Below are 14,976 nucleotides of genomic sequence, written 5' to 3'. Positions count from 1 at the left end.
CACGACGACGCGGGTCGGGCCGAGCACGGTCCGGATGACGCAGTACGCCCACGGAGGCGGCTGCGCCTGCAAGATTCCGCCCGGCGATCTGGAAACCGTCGTGGCGGATCTGCTCGGCGCGTCCTCCCCGGGCGGCGACCTGGTCATCGGGCTCGACGACGGTGACGACGCCGCCGTGGTCCGCGTCGAGGACGGCCGGGCGATCGTGGCCACGGCCGACTTCTTCACGCCCGTGGTGGACGACCCCTACGACTGGGGACGCATCGCGGCGGCCAACGCCCTGTCGGACGTCTACGCGGTGGGCGGGCAGCCGCTGGTGGCGGTCAACCTGCTCGGCTGGCCCATGGCGGTGCTGCCCCTGGAACTGGCCAAGGAGGTGCTGCGCGGCGGCCTGGACGTGGCCCGGGCCGCCTCCTGCCACGTCGCGGGCGGCCACAGCATCGACGACCCGGAGCCCAAGTACGGCATGGCCGTCACCGGCCTGGCCGATCCCTCCCGGCTGCTGCGCATCGACGGGGGCCGGGCGGGGCTGCCGATCTCCCTCAGCAAGCCGCTCGGCGTCGGGGTGCTCAACTCCCGGCACAAGGCGACCGGTGAGGTGTTCGCTCAGGCCGTCGCCTCGATGACCATGCTCAACCGTGACGCCTCACGGGCGGCGCTCGCGGCCGGCGTGGAGTGCGCCACGGACGTGACCGGTTTCGGTCTGCTCGGCCACCTCTACAAACTGGCGCGGGCGAGCGGCGTGACGGCGCTGGTCGACGTGGCCGCCGTCCCCTACCTGGAAGGGGCTCGCGAGGCGGTACGCGACGGCTACGTCAGCGGCGGCACGCGCCGCAACCTGGCCTGGGTGGAGCCGCACCTCGACCCCGGCGGCTTCGCCGAGGAGGAGTTGTTGCTGCTGGCCGACGCCCAGACCTCCGGCGGCCTGCTGCTGGCCGGTGAGATCCCCGGCGCCCCCGTCATCGGAGAGCTCGTCCCCTTCGACGGATCCGCCCTGCGACTGCGCTAAGAAACGCACGACCGGTCCCACGGCTCGCGACCCGCTCGGTGGGCCCGACCGGCTCCGCGACTCACGACGCGTTCGGCGACCCCGACCGGCTCCGCGGCTCACGACGCGTTCGGCGACCCCGACCGGCTCCGCGGCTCACGACGCGTTCGGCGACCCCGACCGGCTCCGCGGCTCGCGACGCGTTCGGTGCAGGCTCGGTGCGGCTGGGTCGGGGGGTTAGGCCGGGTTGGCGGGTTGGCGCTCGGCCGGCGAAGCCGCGCTCGGCCCGGCGAGCGCGTCGAGGCGTTGCCGTTGGGGCGTGACGGTGTATTTCGGGTCGGCGGCCGAGACCCTGCCCGCTTCCAGGATCCCGAACCGGGTGCACAGGGCTCCGGCGGTGAGGGCCAGGCCGGACAGGACACCGAGCGCCCGGCCGCGCCCGGCGACCGCGGCGAGGGCCGCGCCGCCGACGGTCAGCACGCGGGCCGCGCGCATCAGGCGGCCCGCCCGCCCCAGCCGGTACGGCTCGCCGGCCAGGCCCAGGCGGCGTTCCATCACCACGCCGGCGACGGTCTCGACGGCGGCCCCCGTCACCGCCACGACGCGGGCCGGAGCCGCCTCGGCGCGGGGCACGGCCAGCATGCCGACGGCGCCCGCGCTGGCCAGCGCGCTCCCGGCGAACAGGAAGGGCAGCTCCCGGTAGGCCTCGTGCCAGGCGGGCACCGCGGTGTCGGCGACCAGCACCGCGGTGTAGGTCGCGGTCAGCGGGCCGGTCAGGCCGGTGGCCAGCACGGCCGCGTCGCCCGCGAGGGGGAGGATTCCGGTCAGCTCGGAGGAGGCGGCGAGCGCCGACAGGCCGCCCTGCGCGGCCAGGATCCAGGAGCCCACGCTCATCGGCGAGGTGGGTTTGAACAGGCGCAGCATGTTGAGGAAGCGTTCGGGCCTGCCGAGCTCGGCGGCGAGCAGGCCGGCGCCGGCGGCCGACCCCACTGCCGCCGCGATCCTGGCGGTGCGGGCGAGCGTCGGGTGCCCGGTGTATCTGGCCATGATCGCCATCACCGACGACGCCCCCGACATTCCGCCCAGGTATAGATATGTCGGCATGTGGGGTTCGTGCCAGATCGGAGCCTTGATCACCGGTCGCCCGTAGTAGGACCGGAACTCGGCCTCCGGCACCACCGCCCGTTCCCGCTTCACCGTCGCACCCTGCTCTCCAGGAAGGCGACCGCCACGGCTCCGGCCAGGGAGACCGCCGCCGCCCCGGCCCAGCGCCACATGGACGGCAGGTCACGGGTGGTGACCACGGGATCCGGCGGCAGGCCGTACACCTCCGGCTCGTCCAGCAGGAGGAAGAACGCGCCCGCGCCGCCCACCCCGTCGTCGGGGCTCTCGCCGTACAACCGAGCCTCGGTGTGACCGTCGGCGTGCAACCCCGCCAGCCGGGCCGCGGCCCGCTCGCGGAGCTCGTCGAGCGGGCCGAACTGGATCGAGTCGGTCGGGCACGCCTTCGCGCAGGCCGGCTCCAGCCCGCCGAGCTGCCGGTCGTAGCACATCGTGCACTTCCAGGCCCGCCCGTCGTCCTGCCTGCGGTCGATCACGCCGTACGGGCAGGCCGGCACGCAGTAGCCGCAGCCGTTGCAGACGTCCGGCTGCACCACCACCGTGTCGAACTCGGTGCGGAACAGCGCGCCGGTCGGGCAGACGTCCAGGCACGCGGCGTGCGTGCAGTGCTTGCACACGTCCGACGACATCAGCCAGCGGTCCACGTCCTCCTCGTGACCGTCCACCCGCACCGCGCGCGTCTGCTCGATGAAGGCCACGTGCCGCCAGGTGCTCGCCCCGAGCGCCCCGGTGTTGTCGTAGGAGGTCGCCTCGAAGACGAAGCCGTCGTCGGGCAGCTCGTTCCACTCCTTGCAGGCCACCTCGCAGGCCTTGCAGCCGATGCAGACGCTGGTGTCGGTGAAGAAGCCCATCCGCTCAGCCATACCGGTACTCCTCCACCAGGTCGAGCAACGCCCGGCCCCTCGGCCGCCTGCCCGGCCGTACATGGCAGGTCATGGCCTTGCTCTCCTGGATGTAGACGTTGGGGTCGAGCACGATCGGCAGCAGGTCGTTGGTGACGTCGCCGGTCACCAGGCCACCGCTGCCCCACCCCCAGTGGTAGGGCAGGCCGACCTGGTGGATCACCCTGTCCTGGACGCGCAGCGGCCGGACCCTGCCCGTGACCAGCACCCTGGCCTCGATCACGGCCCGGCTGGTCACGATCGTCGCCCAGCCGCCGTTGGCCAGCCCGACCTCGGCGGCGAGCTGGGGTGACACCTCGCAGAACAGCTCCGGCTGCAGCTCGGCGAGGTAGGCCAGCGGCCGGCTCATGGCGCCCGCCGTGTGGTGCTCGGTGAGCCGGTACGTGGTCAGCACGTACGGGAACCGCGGCGACTCCGGCGGGTTGTAGGGGCTCTCCGGACGGTGGTAGATCCGGCGCGCCGGGTTGGCCTGCTGGTGGTAGAGCGGGTTGTGGAGCGGCGACTCGTGCGGCTCGTAGTGGGCGGGCATCGGCCCGTCGGCCAGGCCCGCCGGCGCGAACAGCCAGCCCTTCCCGTCCGACTGCATGATGAACGGGTCGGTTCCGGCCAGCGCGTCCTCGGCCTTGGCGCCCTCGGGCGGCAGGTAGCCGGGCGGTTTGCCCTTCTCGAAGTCGGGCACGTCGTGTCCGGTCCACTCGCCGCGCTCCGCGTCCCACCAGAGGTAGGCCTTGCGTTCGCTCCACGGCCGGCCTTCGGGGTCGGCGGAGGCCCGGTTGTAGAGGATCCGGCGGTTGGCGGGCCAGGCCCAGCCCCATTCGAGCGCCGCGGGCGACTGCTCGCGTCCCGGCCGGCGGCGGGCCGCCTGGTTGACCTCGTCGGCGTAGACCCCGCAGTAGATCCAGCAGCCGCACCGGGTGGAGCCGTCCGGCCTGAGCTGGGTGTAGGCCGACAGCGCCCGCCCGTCGGGGCCGACGCCGCCGATCTCGCGCAGCACGGCCGCCGCCGACGGCTCCGCGTGCTCGCCCTCCTCCGGGTAGTCCCAGGTCAGCTCGCGCAGCGGCCGGTCGATCTCGTCGCCGGTCAGCCGCTGCCTGATCCGCTTGCCGAGGTGGTAGTAGAACCACAGGTCGCTCCGGCAGTCGCCCGGCGGGTCGAGCGCCTTCTCCCGCCACTGCAGCAGCCGCTGCGTGTTGGTGAACGTGCCCTCCTTCTCGACGTGGCTCGCCGCGGGCAGGAAGAACACCTCGGTGGCGATGTCCTCGGTGCGCAGCTCGCCGGTCTCCAGCTCGGGCCCGTCCCGCCAGAAGGTCGCCGTCTCCACCAGCGTCAGGTCGCGCACCACCAGCCAGTCGAGGTTGGCCAGGCCGAGCCGCTGCGCCCGGCCGCCGGAGGAGCCGACCGCCGGGTTCTCCCCTGTCACGAAGTAGCCCTTCACCGTGCCGTCGATCTGGCCCATCACGGTCGTGTAGTGGCCGTGGTCGCCGGTCAGGCGCGGCAGGTAGTCGAAGCAGAAGTCGTTCTCCTCGGTGGCGGCCTCGCCCCACCACGCCTTGAGCAGGCTCACCAGGTAGGAGCGCCGGTTGCCCCAGAAGCCGGTCTCGCCGCCCTCCCGCTCCAGGTAGTCGTCCAGGCCCTCGTGCCGGTGGGCGTGGGGCATGGACAGGTAGCCGGGCAGGAGGTTGAACAGGGTCGGGATGTCGGTCGAGCCCTGGATGCTGGCGTGCCCGCGCAGCGCCAGGATGCCGCCGCCGGGCCGTCCCATGTTGCCCAGCAGCAGCTGGAGGATCGAGGCGGTGCGGATGTACTGCGCGCCGACCGTGTGCTGGGTCCAGCCGACCGAATACACCCAGACGGTGGTCCGCTCCCGGCCGGAGTTGGCGGTGATCGCCTCGGCCAGCTCGGCGAAGTCGGTCTCCGGGATGCCGCACAGCCGCTCCACCAGCTCCGGGGTGTAGCGGGCGAAGTGCCGCTTGAGGATCTGGTAGACGCAGCGTGGATGGGTCAGCGTCGGATCCGTCCGGGGCGCGGGGTGCGCGCCGGCTCCGCCCGCGCCGAACCGCTCGGCTCCCGCGGCCTCCGTCTGGCGCCGCGCGCTCTCCCCCCGCTCGTCGGCCTCCCCTCCGGCGCCGTCCTCGTACGACCAGCTCGCTGGGTCGTACGTACGCGTCTCCGGGTCGAAGCCGGAGAACAGCCCGTCGAGGTCCTCGGTGTCGCGGAAGTCCTCCGACACGATGGTCGCGGCGTTGGTGTAGGCCAGTACGTACTCACGGAAGTCCAGGCCGTTGCCCAGCACGTGGTTGATCAGCGCGCCGAGCAGCACGATGTCGCTCCCCGCGCGGATCGGCAGGTAGCTGTCGGCCAGCGCGCTGGTGCGGGTGAACCGTGGATCCACGTGAAACACCTTCGCCCCGCGCGCCTTGGCCTCCATCACCCACTGGAACCCGACGGGGTGGCATTCGGCCATGTTGGAGCCCTGGATGACGATGCAGTCCGCACCCGCCAGGTCCTGCTGGTAGGTGGTCGCGCCGCCACGCCCGAAGCTGGCCCCCAGACCGGGGACGGTGGAGGAGTGTCAAATGCGCGCCTGGTTCTCCACCTGGATCGCGCCGAGGGCGGTGTAGAGCTTCTTCATCAGGTAGTTCTCTTCGTTGTCGAGCGTCGCCCCGCCCAGGCCGGCGATGCCCATGGTGCGGCGCACGACCTTGCCCTCGTCGGTCTGCTGCCACGTCTCCCGCCGGGTCCGCAGCACCCGATCGGTGATCATCTCCATCGCGGTCTCGAGGTCGAGCGGCTCCCACTCGGTGCCGTAGGGCCGCCGGTAGAGCACGTGGGTCTGGCGGCCCGGATGGGTGACGAGTTGCTTGCTGGCCGAGCCCTTGGGGCAGAGCCGGCCGCGGGAGATGGGTGAGTCGGGGTCGCCCTCGATCTGGCTGACCCGGCCGTCCTTGACGTAGACGAGCTGACCGCAGCCGACCGCGCAGTAGGGGCAGACGGACCGGGCGACCGTGTCGGCCCGCTCGGTGCGCGGGCGCAGGGCATCGGTGCGCGCCGACCGCGCGGCGTCTCTCCTGCCGTCCTCGCCCAGGAGCTGCCGGATCACCGGCCACCGGGAAAACAAGCCCCTACCTGCCACGATACGGTTGCTGCCCCCATCTGCCGGGGTTAATCGCCGCCCGGCAGACGCAGCCGCCTGAGCAAGAGCGCGTTGACCGCGACGAGAACGCTGGACCCGGACATCGACAGGGCCGCGATCTCGGGGCGCAGCACCAGGCCGAACGCGGGCTGGAAGACACCGGCCGCGATGGGCAGCGCGACGGCGTTGTAGCCCACCGCCCAGGCGAGGTTCTGGCGCATCTTGCGCAGGGTCCCCCGGCCGATGGCCAGCGCGACGGGCACGTCCAGCGGGTCGGAGCGCATCAGCACCACGTCGGCGGTCTCGATCGCGACGTCGGTGCCCGCGCCGATCGCGATGCCCACGTCGGCCTGGGCGAGGGCGGGCGCGTCGTTGACGCCGTCGCCGACCATGGCCACCTTGCGTCCGCCGCGCTGGAGCTCGGCGATCCTGGCCGCCTTGTCTCCGGGCAGGACCTCGGCCATGACGGTGTCGATGCCGAGGCGCTCGGCGATCCGGCGGGCGGTGGCCTCCGTGTCGCCGGTCAGCATGATCACCTCCATGCCGGCCTCGTGCAGCGCGGTGACCGCCGCCGCGGAGGTCTCACGTGGCGCGTCGGCGATGCCGATGACGCCGGCCGCCCGCCCGTCGACGGCGGCGATCACCGCCGTACGTCCGCCGGCGGTGAGCTCGTCTCGCCGGGCGGCCAGGGCGCCGAGCTCGACGCCCTCCTTCTCCATGAGCCGCCGGTTGCCGACGACGACTCGGTGGTCTCCGACCCGGGCGACGGCGCCATGGCCCGGGATGTTCTCGAACTTCTCGGCTCGCGGGACCGGGCCGGGGACGTGGCGGACGATGGCCTCGGCCAGCGGGTGCTCCGACTCGCGCTCGACGGCGGCGACCAGGCGCAGCAGCTCACCCTCGTCGAACCCGTCGGTGACCACGTCGGTGACCTCGGGCTCGCCCCTGGTCAGGGTCCCGGTCTTGTCCATGACCACGGCCTGGACGCGTGCGGCGGTCTCCAGGGCCATCGCGTTCTTGAACAGCACGCCGCGCCCGGCCCCCATCCCGGTGGCCACCATGATGGCGGTGGGCGTGGCCAGGCCCAGCGCGTCGGGGCAGGTGATGACCACCACGGTGATCGCGAACAGCACCGCCGTGCCGGCCGTGGCCCCGCCCAGCAGCCAGGCGACGAACGTCAGCGCGCCGCCGACGAGCGCCACCAGCACCAGCCAGAAGGCCGCTCGGTCGGCCAGCCGCTGCCCGGGCGCCCTGGAGTTCTGCGCCTCCTGGACCAGCCGGACGATCTGTGCGAGCGCGGTGTCGGAGCCCACCTTGGTGGCCCGCACCCGCAGCGTGCCGTTTCTGTTGATGGTCGCGCCGACGACCTCGGAGCCGGGAGCCTTGTGCACCGGCAGGCTCTCGCCGGTGACCATCGACTCGTCCACCTCGCTCTCGCCTTCGACGACCTCGCCGTCGACCGCGATCTTCGAGCCAGGGCGGATCAGCATCAGGTCTCCGACCACGACCTCGGAGGTGGGAATCTCCACCTGCTCGCCGTCGCGGATCACCACCGCTCTGGGCGGGGCCAGATCGAGCAGCGCCCGGACCGCGTCGTTCGCGCCGCCCCGGGCCCGCATCTCGAACCAGTGTCCGAGCAGCACGAAGGTGGCCAGCATCGTGGCGGCCTCGTAGAACACCTCGCCGCCGCCGGTGAGCGTGATGTAGACCGAGTAGAGCCAGCCGGCCCCGATCGCCACGGCGACCAGCACCATCATGTCCAGCGTGCGCGCCCGCAACGCGCGGACCGCGCCGGCGAAGAAGATCCACGAGGAGTAGAAGACCACCGGGAGGCTGAGCAGCAGCGCCCACACGTCCTCGCGCAGGCCGAACGGCACCGGCATGCCCAGGCCGAACATCTCGCGGCCCATCGGCGACCAGATCATGATCAGCAGCGACATCACGGCGGCGACCAGGAACCGGTTGCGCATGTCGGCTGCCATCGCCGCCATCGACATGTCGCCGTGCCCGTGATGCCCGTGATGCCCGTCGTGCCCGCCGCGATCTTCGCGCTCTCCGTGGTCTTCGTGCTCTCCGTGGTCTTCGCGCTCTTCGTGGTCTTCGTGCTCTTCGCGCTTTTCTTGGCCCATCACCTCGTGCGGGGACGGAGCGTGCTCCTCGTGGCCCGGCACCGCCGTACGGCGGGACGCGGGCCGTGTTTCCCGGTCGGCCCGTCTGTCCAGAACCGCCGTCGCGCCCGTCTCCTGAACGGCCGTAGTGTCCGGGTGATCCCGCTCCCCACCCGGAGGGTCGGGTTCGGCCATCGGGTCACAGATGTGCGCGGGAACCGACTGCCCCGCGCAGTGATAGCCGCACTCCCGAACCCAGCGGCGCAGGTCGGCCACCGAGGTCACCCGGGGATCGAACACCACGGTCGCCGCCTGCGCGACGGGGTTCACCTCCACGTCGAGCACACCGGGACGCCGCCGCAGGACCTTGTCCACCACCGCCCGCTCCGAGGCCCGATACATGCCGCGCACGTCGAGCACCGCCGTGCTCCGGTCCTTGAACTCCTCCGTGACCATGGCTGCCTCCATCCGGGTCCAGGGATGCCTACCCATCGGGCGGCAAAAGATCGACCATGGCAAATAGTAGTAAGCATCAGGCTAGATGCCTACAAACACCAACCATGATGGCGTAAGAACTGCTGCTCAAGGTTCGCCAGCCTAGCCGATCCACAACTATGCTCCATAGTGGTCAGGTCCCGCATCGGCGGCCGGGCGCGCCTCCGAGGCGCCGAGCCCGCCGTCAGGGCCCAGAACCGCTCCGTCCCCCGCCGTCACCTGGCCACACATCTACGATCGTCGGTAGCATTGAAATGATTCGCAGACTCGCAGGTGGGAGGGCTTCGCATGACGCGTGGTTTGGGCGAGCTGGAGTCCACGATCATGGATCGCATGTGGTCCTACCACCGGCCGGCGTCGGTCCGCGACGTGCTCGAGGACCTACGCCGGGAGCGGGAGATCGCCTACACGACCGTGATGACCGTGATGGACAAACTCCACACCAAGGGGCTGCTCAGGCGCGAGCCGGTCGGCAAGGCCTACATTTACCGGCCGGTCTCCTCGAAGGCGGCCTACACCGCCGAGCTGATGCGCGAGTCCCTGGCCAGAAGCGGCAACCAGGCCGCGACCCTGGTGCACTTCCTGGAGCAGCTGACTCCCGAGGAGGCGAGCGCCCTGGAGGCGGCGCTGCAGGTGTTCCCACCCAAGGGCCGCACATGACGGTGGCGGCCGTTCTGGCGCTCTACGCGGTCATCGCCGCGACCGTCCTCCCACGGTTGCTGACCCGCGCGCACTGGACCGAGCGCGCGCCTCGGCTGGCGATCGTCCTATGGCAGGCGGCGTGCGCCTCCGTGATCGGCTCCCTCCTGCTGGCCGCCTTCGCGATGGCCGTCCCCGCATCGGTGATCGGCCACGGCTTGGCGGAGTTCTTCGTGGCATGTGCCGCACTGCTGGCGCATGGGGCGGGCGTGAGCGCGACGGCCACGGGCATCGCCCTGGTCGTGACCGGTGCGCTGATCGCCCGGCTCGTCCACTGCGCCGCCGTGGTTCTGGTCAGGGCCCGTTCGGAGCGACGCCGCCATGCGGAGATGCTCACCCTGCTCGGCCGGCACGATGGCCGGCTCGACGCGATCGTCGTCGACTACGACGAGCGGCTGGCCTACTGCCTTCCCGGCAGGCACGGCAGGGCGGTCATCACCACGGGCGCCCTGCGCAACCTGACTCCCGAGCAGGCCGCCGCCGTGCTCGCGCATGAGCGGGCCCACCTGCGAGGCCGTCATCACCTCGTCCTCGCCGGAGCGGAGGCCCTCGCCAGAGCCCTCCCGCGCGTTCCGCTGTTCGAGCAGTCCAGAGTCGAGCTCGCCCGGCTCGTCGAACTTCTCGCCGACGACCTGGCGGCCCGCCGCCATCCTCGCGTCCTCATCGCGGCCGCGCTGGTCCGGCTGGCCACGGGAGGCGTGCCCGCCTTCGCCCTGGGCGCGGGCGGCGAGACCGCCCTGGCTCGCGTACGGCGCATGCTCAATCCCCAGGCGCCGCTCGACCGCGCCCAACGCGTGGCCGGATTGCTCGCGGTCGGGTCGCTGCTGGCGGGACCGGCCGTGGTGGCTCTCGCCCCCGGCCTCGGCTCCTTCCTCGTACACCACTGCCATCAGTTCCTCGGCATCTGACCCATCTACGAGGGCACATAGTAGGACGGCTAGACTGGCGTGGCCACGAGTCCCCGAACAAGGTCGTCCTCATGGGTGAAATCCATTCCCGGCTCCGCGCGGCAGCCGCGGCGGCGGTGCTGCTGCTCGCCACGGCGGCCTGCGGCCAGACGCAGGCACCGGCGAGCGCCGGGCGACAGGACCCCGGCATCGGGCACATACACGGCCTGGGCGTCGATCCCGCCGATGGGGCGATCTACGTGGCGGGCCACTACGGATTGTTCAGGGTGAGGAGCGACGGGGCCGCCGACCGCGTCGCCGACCGTATCCAGGACTACATGGGATTCACCGTGGTCGGGCCCAGGACGTTCCTGGCCAGCGGCCATCCGGCGGCGGACTCTCCCGGCGAGTCCCCGCACCTCGGCCTGATCCGCACCACCGACAGTGGGCGGACATGGACGACGGTGTCCGAAGAGGGCGTGGCCGATTTCCACACGCTGCACGTGGCCGGTGACACCATCTACGCCTTCGACACCCAGTCCGGGCGGCTGCGCCGGAGCGCCGATGGAGGTCAGAGCTGGATCCCGGGAGCTGAGGAGCCCATGATCGACCTCGCCGTGAGCACCGACGATCTCACCAGGGTCCACGCCACCACCCCACAGGGGCTGAAGGTCAGCGGCGACGGCGGAATGGAGTTCAAGAAGGTGGCGAACGCCCCACTTCTCACCCATATCGACTACCCGGCCGGAGACGTACTGATCGGTCCGGACACAAACGGTCAGATCCACACCAGTCGCGACGGCGGCCGCACCTGGGAGGGCGGCGGCAAGCTGCCCGGCCCCGCCGCCGCCTTCACCGCCGTCGACGCGCGCCGGCTGCTCACCGCCACCGAGGACGGCGCGGTCCTGGAGTCGAGAGACGGCGGCGAGAGCTTCACCGTGATCTTCACGCCCGCGCACGATTGACGCCCGGCGGCGTGGCCGAACGCCGAGTGCCCCGCGGAGGGGCACCCGGCACCGGAGCTCAGAGACGGTCGACGATCTTCCGCAACTGCTCCACCTCGGCCCGCTGAGCCGTCTCGATGCCCCTCGCGAGGGCCTTGGCCTCGGTGTCGGCGCCTTGCGCCTGCTCGATCTGGGCCATCTCGATCGCGCCCTCGTGGTGAGCGATCATGAGCTGCGCGAACCGCTTGTCGAACGCGGCGCCCTTGACCGTCTTGAGGTCGTTCATTTCCTCGCCGGACATCATCCCCGGCATGCCGTGGTCCATGGCGCCGGCGGACTCGGGCCTGCCCCAGGTCTTCAGCCAGCCCCGCATGGTCTGGATCTCCGGGTCCTGGGCGGCCTTGATCTTCGCGGCCAGGTCCCTGACCTCGGCGTCGGCGGCACGGGTTTCGGCCAGCTCGGCCATTTCGACGGCCTGCTGATGATGCGGGATCATCATCTGCGCGAACATCACGTCGGCGTCGTTGAATGACTCGCCCGGCTGAGCGCCGGCGGTCGTGGTGGCCGGAGCATCGCTCCGCATGGCGGGCATGTCGTGCCCGGCCGGTGAGTTGTCGCCGCCACCGCAGGCGGTGAGCAGGACCAGCGCTCCGGCTCCCATGGCCGCGGCGCGCGAGATGCGCTGGACGATCGATCGGTTGGTGAACATGAATAACTCCTCGTGACGGATGTGTGCCTAGCCGTGATCGTGAGATCGATCGGCTATATGCGCAGCACCGACACGCGGGTGAGCCGGAGCGCCATGATCTGCGGGGACGGCCGGGTGATTCGCGGCGTGGCGAGCCCCGGCGCTCCCGTCTCCTCCCGGCGATGCGGACATGCCCGCACAACCGCGACGAGGAGGAGGACGAACGAGGTCAGGACGGCCAGGCACACGGCACCTGGATCGAGGTCGGGCAGGCGCTCACCGGCGGGGCGCGTGTCCCCCGCGACCGGTGAAGGCGTGCCCACGCCGTGCGTCGGCTCCGCGACCTCATGCTGACGCTGGTGGGAGCCGGGCTGGTGGGAGCCGGAATGCCCGAGGGTGTGCATCCCGACGACGCCGACGCAGAGCAGCACGAGCAGCATCCACCGCGACACGCGGCGGCGGCCGAAAGCTCGTCCACCCATCCGTTCCCCACACAGACGCGAGATTGTCGCTATCGACGATAGTAGACAGGGCGGGCATTCACGCACTCCACGCACCCGTGGCGGTGCCATTCCTCAAGATGATTCAGACTTCGTCCTGCTTGGAGGCGTCGCGCGTCGATAGGGCACCGCCGACGTTCTGATCGCCGACCTACGATCGCCGCTAGCATCCGAGTGACGCCCAGGGCCCCGACCGTCAAGGCGTGCGACGCCTCAAGTCTGCCCGGTCCGTACGGAGACCGTCACCGAGCCGCCGCCCCGGTCCGACAGCCGGCCGAAGGAGAGCGTGAGCTTCGCGCCGGTCGTCGCGCGCGTCAGGAGCCGGTGCCCGCGGGTCACCCCGGCCACCGGCCGGTCCCAGGTCACGGTCAGCTCGCCCAGGTCGCGCCGGGGGTCCGACACGGTCAGCGTGGCCGTGCCGTCGTCGCGTTCGCGGACGAGCACCGCGCACGGAGCGTCGGCGGTCAGCCCGCCGGCGGCGCCCTCGTTCCAGAAGTTGACGGCGGTGATCCCGAGCGACGGGATGTGCACCCCCTGCCGCCGGGCGGTGTTGACCAGCACCCGTGCCCACCCCGAGTCGGCGGCGCGGGCCCGCGTCTCGGCCAGGCCGGCTCCCGGCAGCAGCAGGTAGACGTAGCCCGCCGAGGCGGGATCGACGCCGTGGTCGAGCCAGAGGGTCACGTAGGTGCGGCGCTCCGGGGCGGTGCCGCGCGCCTCGCGCAGCGTGCGCAGGCGGTCGCCGCCGGGCAGGACGTAGCCGCCGTGCCCCTCCAGGTGCGCCCAGCGCCCGGCCGCGTCCACGGTGGGGAACGCGTCGGTCCGGCGGTTGTCCACGATGGTCTCGACCGGCACGCCGTCCTCCGCCGAGATGCCCGCGCCCAGGCAGACCACGGCGTCGTCGAGGAAGAACCACGACTTGAACGCCTCCATCGTGCTCTCCAGGCCGTTCAGGTGCTGGCCGACCGTCGCGTACGTGCCGTCGGTGGCGCCGCCCACCCAGCGGCCCGGCGGGCAGGTGTCGCCCCAGCCCTTGCCGGCGCCGTCGGGCAGCCGCCTGGTGGAGACCGTCGTGCCCGGCAGGCGGTAGGGGTCGACCGTGGACCAGAACGCGTCGGAATACTGGTCGCCGTGGCCTTCGGCCCACCAGTAGAGCATCCCGGAGCCGGTGTGCCAGCCGCGTAGGTTCTCGCCGTTGCCGTGCTCGTAGTGGCCGATCCGGTAGGAGGCCATGCTGAGCCCGGCGCACCAGCCCGGCCCGCGGTGCACGGCGCGGGCGCTCATCGCGAGCAGCCGGTGCCCCACGGGCTCGGCGACCGCGGGGATCGCGCCGTCGTCCAGGATCGCGGCCAGCCGGGCGTGGAACCCCAGGTCACCGGCTTCCGCCGCGTCGAGCATGGGCTGGTGGGTGTTCCGCGCCGCCCACCCCTTGACCATGGCCTGCCAGCGGGCCCGTTCGGCGGCGGTGGCGGTCTCCGCGAGGAGCAGGATCGCGGCGGCGATCGCGCGTCCCCTCCGGTGGTCGCCGTACGGGTGCCTGCCGATCGCCCTTCCGCTGACGAGGTCCATGCACAGGCCGTCGTGGACGACGGGCGCGAACGACTTCTCGACCGAGTCGTAGACGACCTGCCGGTCCGGGTCGGTGATCTCCCACGGTGAGCCGCGCAGCACCGCGAACAGCGTCGCCAGCCCGCCCAGCAGCACCGCCCCGTAACCGCCCTGGTAGGGGACGAACGTGTGCTGGACGAACGAGCCGTCCCGGTAGTGACCGTCGCCCTCGGAGACGTACGGGAAGGTCGGGGAGAGCGCCGAGGCGGCCGTCGCGGCCCGGTCGGGGTCGGCGGTGAGGACGGCGCGCAGCAGCAGCACCGTGCACAGGTCCACCCGGTTGGCCCCGGTGCTGGTGCCGCTGTAGTCGTCCAGGCGGCACTCGGGGACGAAGTGGTCCACCGCCTCCACCAGCGCCGCGCGCTGCCGCTCCGTCAGGTGGGGGCCGATGAGCACGGCCGCGTCGAGGAGCCGCTTGGGGGCGCCGATCTCCCAGCTCCACCAGTTGCCGGTCGCCTTCGCGCCCGCCCGGTAGACCCGCCGCCGGAAGTGGTCGATGCCGGCCGCGACGGCCCTGGCCAGGTCCACGTCGCCGGTCAGGCCGGTCCCGGGCAGGGCGAACGCGCGCGCCATGGTCCGCAGCCGCGCCGGGGTGTCGAGAAAGGAGGGGAAGAGGAGGTCGGGCCAGAGCGACGTCCGGCTCGGCGCCATCAGGTCGCGGTAGGCCGCCGCCGTCGAGCCCAGCCTGGCCAGCCGCGTCCGGTACGGCTCCGCCGCCGCGTCGAACCTCGACCCCGCCGTCACGTCCCGCCACCGGCGGCGCAGCCGTTCGAAGGACTCCTCCCAGGAGTGGGCGCCCTGTCCTGAGACCATCGTCCCGGCCGCGGCGGCACCACTGAGCTGGAGAAATAATCGCCTGGAATACCCCGTCACGCCTTGATTATGGCTGTGTGGGGTTTGCGGCG

11 protein-coding genes are annotated in these 14,976 nt (G+C 72.0%); 4 read left to right on the top strand and 7 right to left on the bottom strand.

What is annotated here, in order from left to right; genetic code table 11:
• Window positions 1-34 precede the first annotated feature (34 nt).
• On the top strand, window positions 35-1,009 hold the full coding sequence (gene selD, locus AB0C16_RS09430; RefSeq protein WP_357680807.1) for a selenide, water dikinase SelD: 975 nt from the start codon (window positions 35-37) through the stop codon (window positions 1,007-1,009).
• Between the two features lie 216 nt (window positions 1,010-1,225).
• Here selD and nrfD read toward each other — a convergent pair whose 3' ends face one another.
• Genes nrfD through AB0C16_RS09410 form a run of 4 tightly spaced genes read right to left on the bottom strand, consistent with a single transcriptional unit; the run spans window position 1,226 to window position 8,709 of the window.
• Entirely contained in the window at window positions 1,226-2,185 is a 960-nt protein-coding gene (gene nrfD / locus AB0C16_RS09425; RefSeq protein WP_357680689.1) for an NrfD/PsrC family molybdoenzyme membrane anchor subunit, read from the bottom strand.
• Window positions 2,182-2,973 (bottom strand): 4Fe-4S dicluster domain-containing protein, encoded by a 792-nt coding sequence (locus AB0C16_RS09420; protein ID WP_357680687.1) that lies wholly within the window; start codon window positions 2,971-2,973, stop codon window positions 2,182-2,184. Before AB0C16_RS09420 ends, nrfD begins: the two co-directional genes overlap by 4 nt.
• Entirely contained in the window at window positions 2,966-6,145 is a 3,180-nt protein-coding gene (gene fdh, locus AB0C16_RS09415; protein ID WP_357680685.1) for a formate dehydrogenase, read from the bottom strand. The genes AB0C16_RS09420 and fdh overlap by 8 nt, the downstream gene beginning before the upstream one ends.
• 29 nt (window positions 6,146-6,174) lie before the next feature.
• Window positions 6,175-8,709: a heavy metal translocating P-type ATPase gene (locus AB0C16_RS09410; RefSeq protein WP_357680683.1), complete on the bottom strand. Its 2,535-nt coding sequence runs from the start codon at window positions 8,707-8,709 to the stop codon at window positions 6,175-6,177.
• Between the two features lie 327 nt (window positions 8,710-9,036).
• On the opposite strand from AB0C16_RS09410, the gene AB0C16_RS09405 reads away from it, so the two are divergent.
• The 3 genes from AB0C16_RS09405 (at window position 9,037) to AB0C16_RS09395 (ending at window position 11,299) form a co-directional block, all read left to right on the top strand.
• Window positions 9,037-9,408 carry a BlaI/MecI/CopY family transcriptional regulator gene (locus AB0C16_RS09405; protein WP_357680681.1) on the top strand — a complete coding sequence of 124 codons (372 nt, stop codon included), beginning with the start codon at window positions 9,037-9,039 and terminating at the stop codon, window positions 9,406-9,408.
• On the top strand, window positions 9,405-10,355 hold the full coding sequence (locus AB0C16_RS09400) for a M56 family metallopeptidase (protein WP_357680679.1): 951 nt from the start codon (window positions 9,405-9,407) through the stop codon (window positions 10,353-10,355). The genes AB0C16_RS09405 and AB0C16_RS09400 overlap by 4 nt, the downstream gene beginning before the upstream one ends.
• A 71-nt stretch (window positions 10,356-10,426) precedes the next feature.
• Window positions 10,427-11,299, top strand: coding sequence for a F510_1955 family glycosylhydrolase (locus tag AB0C16_RS09395; RefSeq protein WP_357680677.1), 873 nt, complete (start codon window positions 10,427-10,429; stop codon window positions 11,297-11,299).
• A 58-nt stretch (window positions 11,300-11,357) separates the two neighbouring features.
• On the opposite strand, the gene AB0C16_RS09390 is transcribed toward AB0C16_RS09395, so the two are convergent.
• The 3 genes from AB0C16_RS09390 to AB0C16_RS09380 form a co-directional block, all read right to left on the bottom strand.
• Window positions 11,358-11,987, bottom strand: coding sequence for a DUF305 domain-containing protein (locus tag AB0C16_RS09390; protein ID WP_357680675.1), 630 nt, complete (start codon window positions 11,985-11,987; stop codon window positions 11,358-11,360).
• 53 nt (window positions 11,988-12,040) lie between these two features.
• Window positions 12,041-12,448 (bottom strand): DUF6153 family protein, encoded by a 408-nt coding sequence (locus AB0C16_RS09385; protein WP_357680673.1) that lies wholly within the window; start codon window positions 12,446-12,448, stop codon window positions 12,041-12,043.
• A gap of 231 nt (window positions 12,449-12,679) precedes the next feature.
• Window positions 12,680-14,884, bottom strand: coding sequence for a polysaccharide lyase 8 family protein (locus AB0C16_RS09380; RefSeq protein WP_357680671.1), 2,205 nt, complete (start codon window positions 14,882-14,884; stop codon window positions 12,680-12,682).
• Window positions 14,885-14,976: the final 92 nt, after the last annotated feature.

Origin of the sequence: Nonomuraea sp. NPDC048916 (assembly GCF_040649575.1) — a bacterium.
In the GTDB taxonomy this organism is placed as follows: domain Bacteria; phylum Actinomycetota; class Actinomycetes; order Streptosporangiales; family Streptosporangiaceae; genus Nonomuraea.
The sequence above is the reverse complement of the archived record's forward strand: the minus strand, read 5'-3'. Positions and strand labels throughout refer to the sequence as shown.